This window comes from Streptomyces sp. NPDC059373, assembly GCF_042751495.1.
GTDB lineage: Bacteria > Actinomycetota > Actinomycetes > Streptomycetales > Streptomycetaceae > Actinacidiphila.
The window spans coordinates 102,889-119,307 of sequence record NZ_JBHYXC010000005.1; the positions used below are offsets into that span (position 1 = coordinate 102,889).

Here is a 16,419-nt window from a genome sequence, read left to right on the forward strand (position 1 = left end):
GAGAGCGGATGCGCGCACTGCCCCAGCCCAAGCCCGAAGACTTCGATCTGGCGACCGTGCTGCACGCCCTCGGCGACCCGGTGCGACTGGAGCTGCTGCGGCGGCTGATGACGGACGGCGAAACCACCTGCAGCCCCGAGGGGATGACCGTTCCGCGCTCGACGCTGTCGAACCACTGGCGCATCCTGCGCGAGGCGGGCATCACGTCCACGCAGGTCAGCGGGAAGACCCGGCTGGTGACCCTGCGCCGGACGGAACTCGACGCCCGCTTTCCCCACCTGCTGGGCGCGGTGCTGGACGAGTTCACCGACTCCTCCGCAGAAGGGAGGTCAGGCCTGGTCGGTGGAGTCCGCTGAGGCCGTGCCGTCGTGGCGCGAGCGGCGGATCAGCTGGTCGACGTCGGCGAGGTGCAGGATCATGGCCTGGGCCGCGGCCGCCGGGTCGCGGGCGTCGACCGCGTCACGGATCGCCTGGTGGCCGGCGAGGGACGCCCGGCGGCCCTCGCGAGTGCTGTGGGAGTCCTTGCGGACCGGGGTGGTCCATGAACTGACCATCGTGCTCAGCGCGGTGAGCAGCGGGTTGTGGCTCGCCCGGGCCAGCGTCAGGTGGAACTGGATGTCAAGCTCCAGGGACTTGGCCCCCAGCAGGTTCTCGTCCGAGGCGTGCAGGATGTCGTCCATCTGCAACAGGTCGGCGCTGGTGGCGCGCAGGGCCGCGAATTCTGCGATCTTCGGCTCGATGACGGTCCGCAGCTCGGCCACGTTCGCCAGCTCCCGGTCGGCCTCGGCCAGGTCGGCGAGGCTGGTGTAAAGATCGTCCACCTGCGCGGGCGGCGCCAGGATCACGGTGCCCTTGCCCTGCCGCCGCTCGATGAGGTGCTTGGCCTCCAGCTGGTGTAGGGCTTCCCGCAGAGAGGTCCGGGACACCGACAGCGTCTCGGCCAGTTCGCGCTCCGAGGGCAGCCGGTCGCCCGGGCCCAGTTCGCCCAGCGCGATCATCTGCTCGAGGTGGGCGACCAGCGCGTCGCTGACGCTACGGACACGGCTGCGCAGCGGCGGCACTTTCGCCACTCCCATGCCCGTTACCTCCTCGCCAATGTGCAGTCAGCGTACAGCGCCCGGCTGTCGCGGGCAGGCCCGGCTTCCGGCCCGCGACGGCGTCACGTCCACGCGCTGAAGTCGCTCTTGCGGATCAGGCAGTGGACGCCCTTGACGTCGTCCACCACCTGGCTCACCACGAAATCCGCGGCGGCGCTCAGATAGGCGTACCCGACGTCCGTCGGCACCTCGTACAACTCGGCCAGCACCCGCAGGGCTTCGCGGACCGCGTCGCGGAAGGCCTCGTTGAGGTCGCGGTGGAGGCCGAGCGCGATCCAGTGTTCCGAGGTCTCACCGAAGGGCCGCCGCAGCAGTCCCAGCAGAGCGCGGCTTTCGGCTGCCGGCAGCACCGTCGCGCGAAGGGTCGCCCGCAGTGGGGCCTCCAGCGCGGTGAGGGCCACTTCGCCGTGCCCCTGGGCGTAGTGCGGGTCGCCGACGAAGAGCCCGGCCCCGTCCACCTGCACCGGCAGGTACAGGCTCGTACCGGCGACAAGGTCCTTGACGTCCATGTTGCCGCCGAACGGCCCGGGCGGCACCGAGTTGAGCGGAGTGGCGCCGGCCGGCGTGACCCCGGTCATCCCGAGGAACGGCGCGAGGGGGAAGCGCAGCTCCCGCCCGTCCGGCACCGGCAGGCTTCCCCTGAGGCCGGTGGGGCCCGCGAGATCCACCGAGGCCCGGCAGAAGGTGAAGACGGAGCCCGCTTTGTCCGGGTCGCCGGGGTCGGCCACGAAACCGGGGTACGGGAGCGGCGGGAGCTCCCCGGCCAGGGCGCCGTAGCCGTGCCGGCTGGAGACGACTCCGTACGGGGCGCGCGGCACCAGCTCCAGGAAGTCGACCCGCAGTACGTCGCCGGGCCTGGCCCCGCCGACCGCGATCGGTCCGGTGGCGACATGCGGTCCGTCCCCGACGGCGTCACGGACGGGGTACGCGGCCGCGATGTCGACGGCGTCCCGCAGCACGTCGGCCGGGTCCACCCCGAACTGCGCGAAGAAGGTCCGCGGGTCCCTGCCCTGGTCCTCCATGACCCCCTCGTGCGAGACGGTGTCCACGGTGATCGTGTCCCCGGAGGCCATCTCGGCGACCGGCGCGGCGCCCTCGGCGGGGAGCCATCCCCAGGTGACCGTTTCGACGGTCGACGCCAGGTAGTGCCGACCGGAAACGGGTCCCTCGTGGGGCTGGAGAAGGGGCATGCTCATGAATCGTTCCTGTTCGGGCTGGCTGAGGTATCCGGGCTGCCCGGAGCGTCCGGGATTCCGGCGATGAGGTCGATCTCGATCGCGGCGCCCACGGCGAGGCCGGAGACGCCGACGCACGTGCGGCTCGGCAGGGGGCCGCTGAACCAGGCTTCGTACGCCTTGTTGAAGACGGGAAAGTCGTCGAAGTCGGTCAGATAGACCCGGACCATGAGGACGTCGTCGAAGGTGAGGCCGAACTGCCGGAGTACGGCCTCCAGGTTGCGGCGCACCTGCTCCCCCTGGGCGACCACGCCGCCTGCCACCAGCCGGCCGGTCGCCGGGTCGGTGGGCATCTGGCCGGTGACGAACACCAGCGATCCGAAGCGGGTGGCATGGGCGAACGGCCCGACCTGCGGTGGCACCCCGTCCTCCGGTGAGAAGACGAAGGTCTCCTTCTTCTGCTTTGCTGTCATGTTCTTTGCTGTCATGCGACCTCTCCTACGCTCTCCACTCCCATGATCCGCAGGAAACGGGCGGTCGTCGGGTGCCTGGGACGGGTGAGGAGCACCTCGGCGGGCCCCTCCTCGATCACGGAGCCCTCGCTGATGAACACCACCCGGTCGGCGACCTCCTGGGCGAAGCGCAGCTGGTGGGTGGCGATGAGCATCGTCAGACCGTCCTCGCGGGCGAGCCTTCGGATCACCTCGAGCACCTCGTGGACCAGTTCCGGGTCGAGGGCCGACGTCGGCTCGTCGAGCAGCAGCACCCGGGGACTGGGCGCCAGCGCCCGGGCGATGGCCACGCGCTGCTGCTGGCCGCCCGACAGGTGCCGGGGCAGCGCGTCGGCCCGATGGGCGAGACCGACCCGTTCCAGCAGCTCGCGCGCCCTGCGTTCCGCCTCCCCGGCCGGCATCCGGTGCACCCACCGCAGCGGCCCGGCCACATTCTCGAGCGCGCTGAGGTGGCTGAAGAGGTTGAAGTGCTGGAAGACCATGCCGACCCCCGCCGCCGCGCGGGCGCCCGCGACCTTCGCGGGAGTCAGCGGCTTGCCGTCGTCCCGGTAGCCGATACGGCGGCCGCCGATCAGGACCGCCCCCGAGTCCGCATCCTCCAGGTGGTTGATGCTGCGCAGGAGGGTGCTCTTGCCCGACCCGCTGGGTCCCAGCAGGGCGACGACCTCGCCGGTCCGTACGGTCATCTCCAGGCCGGCGAGCACGACGTGCTCCCCGTACGCCTTGTGCAGGTCGCGGACCTCGACGGCGGCCGTGGCTCCGTCGAGAGCGACGGCCCGGGCCTCCCGCTCCCACGGTTGGACCGGGGCCGGCGGCAGCCACGGTTCCTCGGCCTCGGCCTCGGCCTCGGCCTCGGCCTCGGCGGGCGCCGCGGCGGTAGCGTCCCTCGCCTGCGGCGGCACGACCGGCCGGCGGATCGGCAGCAGCCGCGCCGCCCACGACCGGGACGCGGGCCGGTCCAGGTCGAGGGCGCGCTCGACCGCCAGCTGTACGGCACTGATGGCCCCGGTGAGGGCCAGGTACATCACGCCGGAAGCGAAGAAGATGGAGAAGAAGTCGAAGGTGGACGAGGCGAGTTGGGTGCTGCGCAGCGTCAGTTCCTGGACGGCGATGAACGACGCGAGCGAGGAGTTCTTGAGCGTCGTCACGGCTTCGTTGCCGAGGGCGGGGACCATGAGACGTATCGCCTGTGGAGCGATGACCCGCCTCATGATCACGGCCGGCGTCATGCCGAGCGCCTGGCCGGCGGTGACCTGGCCCTTGTCCACCCCGAGTACGCCGGACCGGAAGACCTCCGCGATGAAGGTGGCCTCGTTGGCCGCGAGCGCCAGCCCGGCCGCCATCAGGGGGCTCAGCCGAAGTCCGGCGTGCGGCAGGGCGTCGTACGCGAAGACCAGCTGGAGGATCAGCGGGGTGCCCCGGAAGATGATCGTGTACCCGCGCGCCACCGCGGACACCGGCCGGTGCCGGGACAGCTGCATGCTCGCCAGCGCGAACCCCAGCACCAGGCCGCCGAGCAGGCCCAGCGCGGTCAGTTGCAGGGTGATGAGGATGCCTTGCAGCAGATACGGCATCTCCACGTAGTGGAGGAAGTCGGACATCAGCCCGTCACCAGCTTCGGTGCCTCCAGCGTGCCCGTCTGGAGCGACCACTTCTTGAGCAGCCTCGTCTCGGTGCCGTTCTTCTGGACCTCGGTGACCGCGGCCTTGATGGCGTCCCGGAACTGCGTCTTGTTCTTCGGTACGGCGATGCCGATGGAGTAGGGCAGCGTCACGGCGGTCGCCTTGCCCAGCGTGTCCGGGTTCGCCGTGACCGCCTGGTCGACCGTGTTGACGTCGTTGATGTACGTGTCCGCCCGGCCGGCCAGGATCGCCTGGATGCACTGGGCGTTGTCGTCGTACAGCTGCACCTGCGGGGCGGGACGGCCGGCGGCCTTGCACGCACCGGCCAGGTTCTGGACGAGCGGCACCTCGACGAATCCGGTGTTGAGCGCGGCGGTCGACCCGCAGAGGGAGGTGTTGATGCCCGTGAGCTTCTTCGGGTTGCCCTTCTTCACCAGCACCCCGTCGTAGACCTTCGAATACGTGACGAAGTCCGCCGCCTTGGCGCGCTCTGCGGTGGCGTAGATGTCGGAGATGACGAGGTCGGCCTGGCCGCTCTGGAGCGTGGTCAGCAGCGCAGGGAAGGCCACCGCCTTGTAGGTGAGCTTGAAGCCCAGACAGCCGCCCACTGCGCTGCCGAGATCGACGTCGAACCCGACGTACTTGCTCGGATCCTTGGGGTCGAGCGCCTCGTAGCCGGGCGTGTGCGGGTTGATCGCGTTGGTGAACGTCTTGCCTTTGAGATCCGGATAAGTGGTCTGCAGCTGCTTGCAGGCGGACGAAACGGTGGTCGTGGTCGCAGCGGTCTCCGTCGTCGAGCCGGCGCCGCAGGCCGTCAGGAGGGCGACTGACGCGGCGGACGCCGCGGCTATCGGCAGAAGGTGGCGCATGGCCGTTCCTCTCGGTCACGGTGCAGGCGCTGGTGGCTGCCCGCATTGGACGGATGGTCCGACCAATGTGGCCACCTTACGAACGCCCCGGCGGCGCGTCAGTAGCCGAACGCAAACGTCACGGGCTTCTTACGGCGTCGCAACAAACGAGGACGCCCCGCCGGTCAGGGCGGGGCGTCCTCGTCTGTTGCGACGTCCTAGGACTCCACCGGCAGTACGTCGCCGACCTCGGGGGGTTCGGGCGCGGCCGCCTTCCGGCTCCGGAATTCGCGGAAGGCGGCCCACAGGACGGCCAGCAGGGCCAGCGCCATCAGGGCGGCGTAGATCCTCTGCTCGGCGTTCGTGTAGTCCGACGCGGCCGACGCGATGCGGCCGCCCATGCCTCCCGCATGGTTCGTCGCGTCCCCGGTGCCGCCGGGGGCCCCGGTACCGGCACCTGCACCGGCCCCGCCACCGCCGCGGGGGAACCCGCCGCCGGCACCCGGTCGGCCGCCGCCACCAGCCCCGCCACCGGGCCGGCCGCCCGCGCCCGGGCCACCGCCCCCGGTGAACGCGCCGCCCGAGCCCATGTCGCCCTGCGTCGACAGGTACTGCCAGTACGCGCCGAAGGACGCCGTCTGCACCAGCACCGGCACGTACCACAGCCGACGAGGCAGGTGGAACGCCACCAGGACGCTGAACACGTCCGCGAGGTAGAAGTAGCGCTCGTGCATCGCCGGCAGCAGGTACGGCACGATGATGACCGAGGCCGCCGCCAGCAACACCAGCCGGTTCTGGGTCAGTTCGGGCCGCCGCAGGCCGACCCGCAACGGCTTCCGCCCGGCGCGCCGCAGCACGACCCACGCCGTCAGCGCGAGCACCACCAGGCCCGTGAGACCGATGCCCGCTGTCCGCAGGGTGCCGACGTCGCCGCCCGCCGTGACGTACTGGTAGATGTTGGGCGCGCCTAGGGTGAGGGACTGGTAGCTGTCCGTCTGCCGGGCGTAGATCGTCAGCAGGTCGCCGGGCGACGCCCCGACCAGCAGCGCCGGAATGTCGAGGGCCAGGTACACCCCCGGTATGGCCAGCAGCGACCGCCACGGCAGCCACCGGCACAGGGCCAGGACGAGCAGCAACGGGAAGATGAAGATCGCCTGGAGCTTGACGGACAGGGCGAGCCCGAAGAACACGCAGGCCCACCACGGGCGTCGGCGCACGACGAAGTAGAACCCGCCGACCGCCAGAGAGCTGTAGACCGAGTCGGCCTGTGCCCACCATCCGCTGTTCGTGGCCACGGTCGGCAGGAACAGCACAACGGCCGCGGCCGCGAACGGCTGCCACGACCGCCTCCCGTAGCGCTCGGCCACGATGCGGTGGACGAAGAACGCCAACAGCAGGTCGAACGCGATCGAGAGCGCCTTGACCCCGGCAAGCACCGGGACCGGCAGGTAGGTCAGTATCGCCAGCAGATAGAGGTACGGGACGTTGTAGTCGGCGAAGCTGGTGTTCTTGAGGGCGCTGAACCCGCCGTTGGTGTCGATGTACGCGTACCAGCGGCTTACGAAGAAGTCGTAATCTCCTGACTGGTAGCGGTACATCGCGGCGCGTACTGCTAATGCGACGATCACGATCGCCGCGCTGAGGGCGATCCTGCCGCCCCGTTTCTCGAACAGGCTGGTCCGCGCACTCTTCAGCGCACTGCGGATCGGGTCCGCTCGCTGGGGCGTAGTGGAGGCGTCAAGCATGTGGGGGGAGTGCCTTTCGCGGGGATTTCAAGCGGTGAGACTCGGATACCGCGAATTTAGCCACCGAAAATATGAGCAACCTGAGAGTCGGATGAAGGCTGTGTACACCGGCACCGCATGACCTGCGCCACCCGCCGTAGGTCATGCGGAAATCCCTGGCTATCAGCACCCTTACGGGATTTGGTGCCGATCCGGAGTGCTTCCGTCCACCTCGGATGACGCGCGCGCTCAGCGCCGTGCGGCCTCCAGCAGCACGGCCGCCGCCTCCCGGGCCTGCAGAGCCGGTTCCGGGGTTTCGAAGATCCCCGCCATCACCATGGCCCCCTCGGCGAGGAGTTGCAGCTTGCCGGCCGTGCCTGCCGGCAGACCCGCCGCGGCCACGAGAGTGTCCAGGTAGGCCGTGAACGCCCCTTTGTGCGCGCGGGCCTGCGCGGCTATGCCCGGTGAGGTGGCGCCGAGTTCGCCGTAGGAGTTGATCCAGGCGCAGCCCCGGAAGCCGGGCTCGCCGAACCACGCGTGGAGGTGGTCGAAGACCGCGAGGATGCGCTCGTCCGCCGCCGTATGCCGGTCGACACGCTCGGCGAGGCGTGCACGCCATGCGACGTCACGGCGCTCCAGGTACGCCTCGACGAGGAGTTCCTTCGCGGGGAAGAGCTGGTACAGCCGCTTGAGCGAGAGCCCCGAGGCGCCACGGATCTCGTCCATGCCCACGGTCTGGATACCGCGGCCGTAGAAGAGCCGCTCCGCGGCATCGAGTGCCTGCTCACGGGCGTCCGCGCCGTCCACCACCCATCACCCCTTGACCGGAGAACCATCGTTCTCTAGCGTATCAGCAGACAGTGAGAACGCTGGTTCTCCGCCGGGTGCGCAGCCGGTCCGCGAACCCGTCCGCCCGTCTCCCGAGGACGCCACCATGAGCGCTCGCCCCCCTCTCCCTCCCTTCACCGCCGAGACGGCCCGCCAGAAGGTGCAGGCGGCCGAAGACGCGTGGAACACCCGCGACCCTCACCGGGTCTCCCTCGCCTACACCGAGGACTCGCAGTGGCGTAACCGCGACACCTTCGTCACCGGCCGGTCCGCCATCGTCGAACTCCTGACCCAGAAGTGGTCGCGTGAACTCGACTACGCGCTCCGCAAGGACCTGTGGGCCTTCGACGGCAACCGCATCGCCGTCCGCTTCCAGTACGAGAGCCATGACATCGACGGCCAGTGGTGGCGCTCGTACGGAAACGAGCTCTGGCAGTTCGACGACAACGGACTCATGGCCCGCCGCGAGGCCAGCATCAACGACGTCCCGATCCAGGAGACCGACCGCCGCATCTTCGGCCCCCGACCCGACTCCGAACGCGGGGCCGTGTTCCCCATCCGCTGACCACAGCTCAGGACGTGGCGCCGGCGAGCGCGCTCGATGCGGGCCGTAGTCCGCAAAGTAGAGGAGCTGACCGTCGGTCAGGATGTTCTCGAAGTGGGCGTCGAAGTGCAGGAGCCCTCGGCTGTTCATGAACGAGGTTCCAGCTTCCAGGTCCCTCTCCGCCATGGCACTGGCTCGGTTGGTGGCCTCGTCGCCTGCTTCGACCTGAGTGCCCAGCCACTGGTGCAGGTTCTGCGGGATGTACTCCAGGAACAGCGCGACGCTCGCCGAGGACTGCTGGAGAGCGTCGATTCCGACTGCGCACCTGCCATCCGCCGCCCCGGTAGGCGATGGCCCGTTCGATGTCGGCCAGTTCCTCGGGCAGGGGTGTCGAGTCCGGCAGCACCCGCCAGTGGTACATCAGGGGGAAGCCCGCGTATCCCCCCGCGAGCACCCAGTTGGTCGTCATGGTGTGCACGACGAGCTCTCTCCAGGCCCCGAAGCTCGGCCCGCCGATGCCGTACTGGCAGAAGACCGGCAGCTCGAACCTCGACTGGCTCTCCAGGCGCGGACGATGGTTGTCGTATTCCGTCGGAATGACCATCACCGACGCCATCAACAGGCCTCGCTGAAGATCCCGAAGAAGGCGTGGACGCCGGCCTACGACGCAGGCGGCACCGAGCGGCCCGGCGCCTGGGTCGCGGAGATCACCGACATGCCCGGCCTGAGCACCTGGCCGAAGGGAATGCGACTGATCGTCCTTAGGGAACGCCCGCACCCAGGTGCCCAGTTGTACTTCACCGGCATCGACGGCAACCGGCTCACATGCTTCGCGACCAATACAAAGGGCGGCCAGCTCGCCCACCTCGAACTCCGTCACCGCAGACGGGCCTGCTGCGAGGACCGCATCCGAGGCGCCCGCGACACTGGCCTGCGCAACCTGCCCCTGCACGACACAGCCCAGAACCGGATCTGGCTGGAGATCGTCTCCCTCGCGCTCGACCTCCTAGCCTGGATGCCGATGCTCTCCCTGACCGGCGAGACCCACCGCTGGGAACCCAAACGGCTCCGGTTCCGGCTGTTCTCCGCCTCCCCCCAGCTCGTGCACACCGGCCGCAGCCACTGGCTCCGCTTCACCGCCCGATGGCACTGGACCGACGTCATCACCCGGGCAATCGACCAGCTGCAGAGCCTGCCACACCCCGGCTGACGAGCCACGTCGACCGTTCCAACAGCCCGCACGACCACACCGGAGAGGTGGAACCCGGCGCCAACCCGACGCGACAGTCGGGCCGCCAGCCTGCCCCAACTCCGGAGAGGCCGCACCACACAGGCACAGAGCCCTCATCAAGGAATCGACGAGGGCTCATGAACGATCGAGGCTAGGAAAGGGCGTGGGTCAGTTGTGTCCGCCCTCGTTGTTTTGCTGTCGATTCCTGCCGCGAGGCCTTACGGGGGCGCTGCGGGTCGCATACTTGACGCCACCGCCATCCTCGGGGGAGTCAGTCGTGCGAGATGGGATCGGCAGATCACTGGTTGGAGCGGTTGCCCTTGTCGTGGCCGGGGTGCTGCTGAAGCCCGGGGACTTCTCCATGTCGCGGGGGAAGGGCAAGCCACGACAGCGAACGTACGTGTGCGGGGACTGCGGCCGAGCGAGCCAGAGGCGGTCCAAGGCGAGTTACGTGAAGTGTAGAAGCTGCGGAGGCTTGATGTTCCCCGCGGCGGAATCATTTGGGTCGGGTGGGTGAGTCTGCACGATGATATCGGCACTCTCGCAAGCGGCAGGAAAGGTTCTTGGCGGGGCGCGATTCAGCCTGATCAACGTCCTTCCGGTGTCCGTTCTCGCGGCCTTCGTTGCAGCGCTGGCGTCCTCTGGTGCGTACAGCGGAGGCGATGTACACATGGGCGCGCTCTTCCTCCGCCTCGGTGACCATCCGGGCTGGTCCGCCGCTGGCGCTTTCGGCCTGCTTTTGGCGGGAGTGCTGTTGCGACCGTTCCAGATCGCGTTGGTGCAGATACTCGAGGGCTACTGGAGCGGACGATTTGCTGTGGAGCTCGCGGCGGATCTGGCGATCGAACGACACCGCCGCCGTTTGAATACGGCAGAGGTTCTGTCCGATTCTGCTCCGCCGCCCGAACCTACTGTGGAATTCGGGGAATTGGTGACCCATGCGCGGAGAAAACGCCGCATCGAGAAGATGAACGTGCGCGGCGAACGGACTGTCCTGCGCTACCCGGCCCCTGTCTTCGGAACCGAAATACACGGTGGAGGAGGCAGCGCGGTGATCGGCGATGATGATCGACTCATGCCGACGATGCTCGGGAACGTCCTGCGGGATGGCGAAGATGCCAGCGGACGCCGCTACGGACTCGACCTCCAGTGGGTGGCGCACCGGCTCTACCCACAGCTGTCGCCGAAACTCGATACCGCGATCACACAGCAGCTGGACCTGCTCGACTCGATCGCTGCCCTGTGCGTCTGTTTCGGGCTCGCGACGGCTGCCGGTCTTCCGCTGCTCTTCAGGTTGGATGTCTGGAGCCTGCTCCCGGTGGCGACGGTACTCCTTGTGGCCAGCGCTTACCGGGGAGCGCTGCGTGTGGCCTCCGCGCACGCTGGGTTGCTTGCCACCGCCTTCGACTTGCACCGCTTCGACATGCTCGCTGCCCTGCATGTGGAACTCCCCGTTACGCCAGAGCGGGAGTACGAGCTGAACGTCCAGCTCTCCGAATTTTTCAGCGATCGAGGTGCCCTCGCGAAGCGCGATCTCGAAGGGCTGAGGTATGTGCACCCAACACCGAGAGCGAGTGGGTCACCCCCGGATGACGGTGACACTTCCTCCTGAGCCCACAACGTTAATGACGACTGTGCGGCGGTCGGCTTCCTCCGGCCTTGGCAGGAGGGGGGCGAGTTCTGCTGTGGACAGCCGTCCTTCGAATCGGACGCCGTAGGTCAGGTCGACGCGGCCCGCCATGACCTGCCATTCCTCGGGTACCACCAGTTCGACCTGGCCCCCAAGGACCGTGACGTCTACGACCATGCGGGCGTCGACGAATGGATAGGAAGCGCGTGCCAGATCAACCCGCACACTGCCGCCGAGGAGGGCTCGGACAATGACTTTCCGAGGAGTGGTATTCGGCTCCGCAAACGTCTCGTTCACATGGGGATAGGCCACGGACGTGAACCGCCGGACACCGGTATCGATGGACGCCACTGGCCGACGGCGGAAGAGAGCCATGATGAATCCCCCTGCGATAAGGACCGTCGGTGACTTCTGTTCGACCGCGACGATGTACGAGGAGTCGCTGAACCGGAGCAGAAGGGCTGCGAGTCCCAGACATGCGAGGGCGAGTGGCCCGGCCAGTCGGCCGTGTGGAACGGCCGTGCGCACGACGAGCGCCACACCTCCCAGCACCACGAGTGCCGGGACGACGATGGTGATCACGCCGACTACCGAGCGAAGGGCAGCTATGCCCCCGACGGACCACGCTGTGCCTACGACGACAGCGCACAAACCCAGCGCGACACGTATTTGACTCACCCGCGGTCCTTCGTCCTACGCGGGCAGGACTGCCCCATCAACGACGTAGGGATGAGGATAGCTTTGCACTTGCGGCTCTGTGTTGCGGGTGAGCCGACAGCCGGCCCCGAAGCTCAGGCCGCTGGGGTTTAAGGTTTCTCGACTGAAGCGTCAGACTCCCGTCGGCGTACGACCCGCCAGAGTGCGGCAAGGTCAGGCTCCATCGAGTAACTCGCCACTCCGCCCGGCAGCCATTTGATTGCGACAGCCCAATGAGGTCTTCTCGGCAACGTGATAGTTGCGGTGTGTGACGGGGTACGGGTGCCCGCTCGCGGCCTAGTTCTGCGGTGCCAGGGTGCGAAGGACGTCGAACTCGTTGCCCTCGGGGTCCGCCATGACCACCCAGTTTCGGTCTGAGCCCTGGCCCACATCCGTCTTGGTGGCGCCGAGGCCGAGCAATCTGGTCACCTCGTCCTCGGTGCTGCCGTCGATCGGGCTGACGTCGAGGTGAAGCCGGTTCTTCACGGTCTTGCCCTCGGGCACCTGGATGAACAGCAGGGTGGGCGGCATCTGGCGGGCCCGAACATCCTCGACGGTAGGCACCCAGGAGCCGATCTCGACCTTGCCCTCGCTCCGGTCGATCACCTTGAAGTCCAGGACCTCGCACCAGAAGGCCGCGAGCCTCTCCGGATCGTGGCAGTCAACGGCCAACTCGGTGAACCTACTTGTCATGACTCTCCCAGATAGTGCGGACGGGGGCTCAGGGTATGCCGCCCGTCCGACAGATCCGAGATCTTCCTGACTAGGGACATCAGACGGGCTTGACCCAGCATCAGATACGCGAGAAGCCCCTGGTAGGAACAGGTCTGCGAAGAACAGGTTCCGGGTACCGAGAGGCTTCACGCGTTGACCAATGTCACCTACACCGGCGTGCTCGATGTCAGCCGGGCCACTGCTGAGGCCCTCGCGAAGCTGCTGCTCGAACACCGCGAGCGTCTCGGGACCCGCAAGGGCACCCGTGCTGCTCGCTGAGCCAGACCATCGAAGTGGTGACTGAGTGGCCGGGGTCCTCCCCGCGACTAGCTGAACTGAGATGCTGGAGCCGTCGCGTTGAGAGGGGCTGGACAGATGCAGTGGGAGATCCACGGTGAGCGGCAGATCTACGGCAACTCCTGGGTCAATCTGTGGCTGGTGGATGTCCAGCAGCCCGATGGGCGGCGCTGGGAGCATCACGTCGTACGGATGCGGCACTTGGCGGTCGCGGCTGTGGTGGACGACCAGAAGCGGGTCCTGATGATGTGGCGGCACCGCTTCATCACGGACACGTGGGCGTGGGAGCTGCCCATGGGACTGATCGAGGCTGACGAGACGCCCGAGCAGGCCGCTGTGCGCGAGGTCGAGGAGGAGACGGGCTGGCGGGTCGAGGGCGTCAAGCCGTTGATCTACGGCCAGCCGGCCAACGGCATCACCGACTCCGAGCACTACGTCTTCCGGGCGGACGCAGCTTCGTACATCGGTCCGCCGACGGAAAAGAATGAGTCTGACCGGATCGAGTGGATCCCGCTCAAGGACGTCCGGGGGATGATCGACCGCCGTGAGGTTGTCAGCAGCGGTTCCCTCATCGGGCTGCTCTATCTGCTGCTGGATGAGGCCACTGCTGGTTAGGCCAAAGCTTCGCGCATCCGCGCCTCGAAGGCGATCACCGAGGTCTCGCGGGCGTATGGCTGAAGTCGGTTATGGAATTCGCGGACGTGGCCCGTTACGCGGGGTGATTCGATGCTGGTCGCCAGCTCCAGGGCGAGGCTCGCGGTGTCGCAGGCTTTGTCCAGTGCGCCTTGCTGGAGCTGGGTGGTGGCGAGCCAGAAGGCGTGGAAGGCCCGGCCGCGTTGCTGGGTGGCGTTCTCGCGCCGGAAGCCCTCGGCGATGAGTGGTTCGGCTTTGTGGGGTTCGCCGAGCTGGGCGAGGGCGATGCCGGTGTCGACGACGAGCTTGGTCTCGTCGAAGTAGCGCACCCATTGCGGAGCCGGGCCTTCGCCGGTTGCTCGTTCGAAGTGCTGATGTGCCTTGTCGATGGCCGTGTGGCAAGCCGAGGAGTCGCGGAGCGACGCGAGAGCGAAGGCCTCACGCATGTGGAGCATGGACATCACCAGTGCGGACGGTGTCGTGTCGCGGGCGGTGTCCTGGGCGGCGCAGGCGAGGGCAGTGGCTTCGCGGGCGTCTCCCTCGTAGGTGGCTTGCAGGCTCATGCAGGACAGGACGTTGGCGATGAACTGCTGGTCGCCGATGTCCTTCGCGAGGAGGAGGGCCTGGGAGAAGTACGAGCGGGCAGTGCTGTAGCGGCGGGCGTCGAAATAGGCCCACCCCGCGAGCCTGGCCAGCTCGGCGGCCATGGATTGAAGGCCGCGTTTGAGGTCGCGCTCGGCGGTGGAGCCGATGAGGCGCTGGACGTGCCGCAGTTGGCCGACCACAGCCGGGCGGAGGGCTGCTCCGCCGTGTTGGTCGTCGCGACGCCAGTAGTCCTCGATGGATGACTGGATGGCGGTCAGTGTGGAACGGGTGACGCGGTCTTCGTCGACGAGCGACAGGATGTCGTCGACGTCCTTCGTGCGGCTTTGGCCGGCTCCTTCCTCCTGCTCTGTGCGTGCGACGGAGGAGGCGGGTTCGGGTTCGGTAACCACCGCTTGGCGCGGGATTTCCCAGGGGCGGTGGGCGAGCCCGAGCAAGGCGCCCGGGATGCGCAGCCCGTCGGCGACGCGCTCGATGACGTCGATGTGGGCCAGTTTGCGCTGGCCGTTCATGATCTCGCCGACCCGGCTGGGCGTCATCCCGCACAGGGCTGCGATGCGCGAGGGGTAGATTCCGACCCGCCGTCGTACGAGGTGGAAGATCGCGGAGAAGTCCCGGGTGCGGCAGGCGCGCACCAGCTCCGGATCGCGCAGGAGCGTGGCTGGAAGTTCACGCGGTCCTTCCGGAGCGGGCATCGTCGGATCCCCTCCCTCCGAGGGTTTCTGACACGGCGTTCGGCGAACTGGGCGTTCAAGAAGATTACCCACGTTGGGTAATCACGTGGGCCTTATTTGTGACCTGTCACCGCAGCCAACCTGATCTTGCGCTCGCTCGAACCATCGGGCGTACGCGGGCGATCACTTGGACGCCTTCGCGGAGGCCGTTGGCTTCTCATGGAGGAAGCGGTGCGAATGAAGACGATGCAAGATGATGTGGACGGAGGACGTCTCCTCGGATCCGAGGAGGGCGGATTCGGCGACAGCCAGGCGGCCGTGTGCGAGGCCCGGCTCTTCGCGATGGAGATCTTGGCGCGCTGGGGTATCGCGGATCGGGCCGAAGACCTCCGGCTGTGCGTCAGCGAGTTGAGTACGAACGCCCTTGTGCACGCGACACCCCCGGCCGGCGGCTTCACGCTCCGCGTTCTGGCCTGGGCCCGACTGCTGCGTGTGGAGGTGGAAGACCAGGGCACAGGCATGCCGGTGCGGCGAGCTGCCCGGCTGGAGGACGTCTCTGGTCGAGGGTTGTTGCTCGTAGAGGCCCTGTCTGATGACTGGGGCGTCGTCGAGGGCGAATACGGCAAGACCGTCTGGTGCGAATTCCGGCTCAAACCTGAGTCCGATGCGGGTTGGAGCATGGCGGCAGTCGCATGCTGACCGGGTCGTCGTCACAGGATTCGTACGTCTCCGCCGGGCTGCTGGCGTCACTGAGCGCGTTCACCTGGGTCGGCCTCGATCCGGCTGAGGCTGCGGTGGGCATGGTGCTGGTGACTCATGCCCCGGTCCGAAGTGCGGAGGGGACCGGCAGGAGCGTTGAGCAGGGGATGCGGGACTTCGCGGTCGCGCTTGGGATGGGCAGCCCGGAGGAGCCCATTCCCGACCTGGGGCCATGCCTGTCCATCCATGCGGGCTCGCAGGTTGTGCTGCGGCCGGAAGGGAGCCGATACGGGCTGCGGCTTCCGGCCCAGCCCCGATGGGTCCGGTTGCTGCTCCAACGGATGGATGTGGCGGTGATTGTCGGCCTGGATCCGCTTGCCCGGACCAGCGGCATGGCGGACATCGACGGCTACCTCGACCACGGGCTGAAGGCTGGCCGTCTATTCTTCGGCACCGCCCGCGCCGTGCGCAGTCGTGCCAGTGGGGTGGAGCCGACGTGCTGATCCCGCGTGATGGATCCGAGGGCTACTGGTGCGAGTGCGCAGCCTTCACCTCCGAGCGCCCGATCTTGCTCGGGGGTCGCCAGGCCCGGACGCCCAGACCGGCGCTGCGCTGGCTGCGCAGCCAGGCCATGCGCATTGCGGAGCAGATCGATGCCGCGGCTGCGGTCCCCGTTCGGGAGTGGTGCGGCAACGCCCTCGAGCACGAGGCCGCGCTGCGAGCGCTCATCGCCGGAGAGCTGTACGCGGTCGCCACGCATGACGACGAAGCCCACTACGTGCTGGCGGCCTGCCCCATGCGAACCATGTCATTCCTGGAGTGGTGGCACGACATCGATTCGGAGGAGTTCCAGGAGGCCTGAGACAGCGAGGCATCCGGCAGTTCACGACCG

18 protein-coding genes and 2 pseudogenes are annotated in these 16,419 nt (G+C 68.0%); 9 read left to right on the plus strand and 11 right to left on the minus strand.

Translation table 11 applies throughout. The features are described 5' to 3' along the window. The first annotated feature begins 8 nt into the window (after positions 1-8). Positions 9-356 (plus strand): ArsR/SmtB family transcription factor, encoded by a 348-nt coding sequence (locus ACFXJ5_RS11920; protein ID WP_384630205.1) that lies wholly within the window; start codon positions 9-11, stop codon positions 354-356. On the opposite strand, the gene ACFXJ5_RS11925 is transcribed toward ACFXJ5_RS11920, so the two are convergent. The 7 genes from ACFXJ5_RS11925 to ACFXJ5_RS11955 all read right to left on the minus strand — a co-directional run bounded on the left by ACFXJ5_RS11925 (position 330) and on the right by ACFXJ5_RS11955 (position 7,785). Continuing rightward, positions 330-1,076 carry a FadR/GntR family transcriptional regulator gene (locus tag ACFXJ5_RS11925; RefSeq protein ID WP_384630206.1) on the minus strand — a complete coding sequence of 249 codons (747 nt, stop codon included), beginning with the start codon at positions 1,074-1,076 and terminating at the stop codon, positions 330-332. The two genes, ACFXJ5_RS11920 and ACFXJ5_RS11925, sit on opposite strands and share 27 nt — an antisense overlap. 83 nt (positions 1,077-1,159) lie before the next feature. Next, a complete protein-coding gene (locus tag ACFXJ5_RS11930; protein ID WP_384630207.1) occupies positions 1,160-2,293 on the minus strand; it encodes an acetamidase/formamidase family protein in 1,134 nt (377 codons plus the stop codon). Then, the gene (locus ACFXJ5_RS11935; RefSeq protein ID WP_384630208.1) at positions 2,290-2,760 is read right to left on the minus strand and encodes a RidA family protein; all 471 of its coding nucleotides are present in this window, start codon (positions 2,758-2,760) and stop codon (positions 2,290-2,292) included. Before ACFXJ5_RS11935 ends, ACFXJ5_RS11930 begins: the two co-directional genes overlap by 4 nt. Next, positions 2,757-4,385, minus strand: coding sequence for an amino acid ABC transporter permease/ATP-binding protein (locus ACFXJ5_RS11940; protein WP_384630209.1), 1,629 nt, complete (start codon positions 4,383-4,385; stop codon positions 2,757-2,759). Before ACFXJ5_RS11940 ends, ACFXJ5_RS11935 begins: the two co-directional genes overlap by 4 nt. Continuing rightward, entirely contained in the window at positions 4,385-5,275 is an 891-nt protein-coding gene (locus ACFXJ5_RS11945; protein ID WP_384630210.1) for an ABC transporter substrate-binding protein, read from the minus strand. The genes ACFXJ5_RS11940 and ACFXJ5_RS11945 overlap by 1 nt, the downstream gene beginning before the upstream one ends. A 197-nt stretch (positions 5,276-5,472) precedes the next feature. Beyond that, positions 5,473-6,999, minus strand: a complete 1,527-nt coding sequence (locus ACFXJ5_RS11950) for a glycosyltransferase 87 family protein (protein WP_384630211.1) — start codon at positions 6,997-6,999, stop codon at positions 5,473-5,475. A 228-nt stretch (positions 7,000-7,227) separates the two neighbouring features. Next, entirely contained in the window at positions 7,228-7,785 is a 558-nt protein-coding gene (locus tag ACFXJ5_RS11955; protein ID WP_384630354.1) for a TetR/AcrR family transcriptional regulator, read from the minus strand. A gap of 127 nt (positions 7,786-7,912) precedes the next feature. On the opposite strand from ACFXJ5_RS11955, the gene ACFXJ5_RS11960 reads away from it, so the two are divergent. Continuing rightward, entirely contained in the window at positions 7,913-8,371 is a 459-nt protein-coding gene (locus ACFXJ5_RS11960) for a DUF1348 family protein (RefSeq protein WP_384630212.1), read from the plus strand. Positions 8,372-8,413: 42 nt separating this feature from the next. Here ACFXJ5_RS11960 and ACFXJ5_RS11965 read toward each other — a convergent pair. Further along, positions 8,414-8,897 (minus strand): annotated as a pseudogene (locus ACFXJ5_RS11965) (protein kinase family protein); the annotation flags it as partial. A gap of 1 nt (position 8,898) precedes the next feature. Between ACFXJ5_RS11965 and ACFXJ5_RS11970 the strand changes: the two are divergent. Together ACFXJ5_RS11970 and ACFXJ5_RS11975 are read left to right on the plus strand one after the other, a co-directional pair. Then, positions 8,899-9,560, plus strand: a pseudogene (locus ACFXJ5_RS11970) (transposase); the annotation flags it as partial. 547 nt (positions 9,561-10,107) lie between these two features. Next, positions 10,108-11,193: a hypothetical protein gene (locus ACFXJ5_RS11975; RefSeq protein WP_384630213.1), complete on the plus strand. Its 1,086-nt coding sequence runs from the start codon at positions 10,108-10,110 to the stop codon at positions 11,191-11,193. On the opposite strand, the gene ACFXJ5_RS11980 is transcribed toward ACFXJ5_RS11975, so the two are convergent. After that, a complete protein-coding gene (locus ACFXJ5_RS11980) occupies positions 11,161-11,793 on the minus strand; it encodes a hypothetical protein (protein ID WP_384630214.1) in 633 nt (210 codons plus the stop codon). The genes ACFXJ5_RS11975 and ACFXJ5_RS11980 overlap by 33 nt on opposite strands. A gap of 411 nt (positions 11,794-12,204) precedes the next feature. Then, entirely contained in the window at positions 12,205-12,600 is a 396-nt protein-coding gene (locus tag ACFXJ5_RS11985; protein ID WP_266360597.1) for a VOC family protein, read from the minus strand. Positions 12,601-12,774: 174 nt separating this feature from the next. Between ACFXJ5_RS11985 and ACFXJ5_RS11990 the strand changes: the two genes are divergently transcribed. Next, positions 12,775-12,900: a hypothetical protein gene (locus tag ACFXJ5_RS11990; protein ID WP_384630215.1), complete on the plus strand. Its 126-nt coding sequence runs from the start codon at positions 12,775-12,777 to the stop codon at positions 12,898-12,900. A 96-nt stretch (positions 12,901-12,996) separates the two neighbouring features. Next, the gene (locus ACFXJ5_RS11995; RefSeq protein ID WP_384630216.1) at positions 12,997-13,533 is read left to right on the plus strand and encodes an NUDIX hydrolase; all 537 of its coding nucleotides are present in this window, start codon (positions 12,997-12,999) and stop codon (positions 13,531-13,533) included. Here ACFXJ5_RS11995 and ACFXJ5_RS12000 read toward each other — a convergent pair. Continuing rightward, complete coding sequence (locus tag ACFXJ5_RS12000; protein ID WP_384630217.1) at positions 13,530-14,849, minus strand: helix-turn-helix domain-containing protein; 1,320 nt, start codon at positions 14,847-14,849, stop codon at positions 13,530-13,532. The two genes, ACFXJ5_RS11995 and ACFXJ5_RS12000, sit on opposite strands and share 4 nt — an antisense overlap. Before the next feature lie 216 nt (positions 14,850-15,065). On the opposite strand from ACFXJ5_RS12000, the gene ACFXJ5_RS12005 reads away from it, so the two are divergent. From ACFXJ5_RS12005 to ACFXJ5_RS12015, 3 genes are read left to right on the plus strand one after another with little or no spacing between them, the layout of a single operon-like run. Continuing rightward, a complete protein-coding gene (locus tag ACFXJ5_RS12005; protein ID WP_384630218.1) occupies positions 15,066-15,527 on the plus strand; it encodes an ATP-binding protein in 462 nt (153 codons plus the stop codon). Further along, positions 15,521-16,030: a hypothetical protein gene (locus tag ACFXJ5_RS12010; protein WP_384630219.1), complete on the plus strand. Its 510-nt coding sequence runs from the start codon at positions 15,521-15,523 to the stop codon at positions 16,028-16,030. The genes ACFXJ5_RS12005 and ACFXJ5_RS12010 overlap by 7 nt, the downstream gene beginning before the upstream one ends. Next, positions 16,024-16,389 carry a hypothetical protein gene (locus ACFXJ5_RS12015; protein WP_384630220.1) on the plus strand — a complete coding sequence of 122 codons (366 nt, stop codon included), beginning with the start codon at positions 16,024-16,026 and terminating at the stop codon, positions 16,387-16,389. Before ACFXJ5_RS12010 ends, ACFXJ5_RS12015 begins: the two co-directional genes overlap by 7 nt. Positions 16,390-16,419 lie beyond the last annotated feature (30 nt).

What these genes read in the sequence shown, in the direction of transcription:
- ACFXJ5_RS11945 (WP_384630210.1), bottom strand. Translation starts at nt 5,275, where the DNA reads ATGCGCCACCTTCTGCCGATAGCCGCGGCGTCCGCCGCGTCAGTCGCC.
- ACFXJ5_RS11935 (WP_384630208.1), bottom strand. Translation starts at nt 2,760, where the DNA reads ATGACAGCAAAGAACATGACAGCAAAGCAGAAGAAGGAGACCTTCGTC.
- ACFXJ5_RS12005 (WP_384630218.1), top strand. Translation starts at nt 15,066, where the DNA reads ATGAAGACGATGCAAGATGATGTGGACGGAGGACGTCTCCTCGGATCC.
- ACFXJ5_RS11925 (WP_384630206.1), bottom strand. Translation starts at nt 1,076, where the DNA reads ATGGGAGTGGCGAAAGTGCCGCCGCTGCGCAGCCGTGTCCGTAGCGTC.
- ACFXJ5_RS11950 (WP_384630211.1), bottom strand. Translation starts at nt 6,999, where the DNA reads ATGCTTGACGCCTCCACTACGCCCCAGCGAGCGGACCCGATCCGCAGT.
- ACFXJ5_RS11940 (WP_384630209.1), bottom strand. Translation starts at nt 4,385, where the DNA reads ATGTCCGACTTCCTCCACTACGTGGAGATGCCGTATCTGCTGCAAGGC.
- ACFXJ5_RS11930 (WP_384630207.1), bottom strand. Translation starts at nt 2,293, where the DNA reads ATGAGCATGCCCCTTCTCCAGCCCCACGAGGGACCCGTTTCCGGTCGG.
- ACFXJ5_RS11995 (WP_384630216.1), top strand. Translation starts at nt 12,997, where the DNA reads ATGCAGTGGGAGATCCACGGTGAGCGGCAGATCTACGGCAACTCCTGG.
- ACFXJ5_RS11960 (WP_384630212.1), top strand. Translation starts at nt 7,913, where the DNA reads ATGAGCGCTCGCCCCCCTCTCCCTCCCTTCACCGCCGAGACGGCCCGC.
- ACFXJ5_RS12000 (WP_384630217.1), bottom strand. Translation starts at nt 14,849, where the DNA reads ATGCCCGCTCCGGAAGGACCGCGTGAACTTCCAGCCACGCTCCTGCGC.
- ACFXJ5_RS11920 (WP_384630205.1), top strand. Translation starts at nt 9, where the DNA reads ATGCGCGCACTGCCCCAGCCCAAGCCCGAAGACTTCGATCTGGCGACC.
- ACFXJ5_RS11975 (WP_384630213.1), top strand. Translation starts at nt 10,108, where the DNA reads ATGATATCGGCACTCTCGCAAGCGGCAGGAAAGGTTCTTGGCGGGGCG.
- ACFXJ5_RS11985 (WP_266360597.1), bottom strand. Translation starts at nt 12,600, where the DNA reads ATGACAAGTAGGTTCACCGAGTTGGCCGTTGACTGCCACGATCCGGAG.
- ACFXJ5_RS12010 (WP_384630219.1), top strand. Translation starts at nt 15,521, where the DNA reads ATGCTGACCGGGTCGTCGTCACAGGATTCGTACGTCTCCGCCGGGCTG.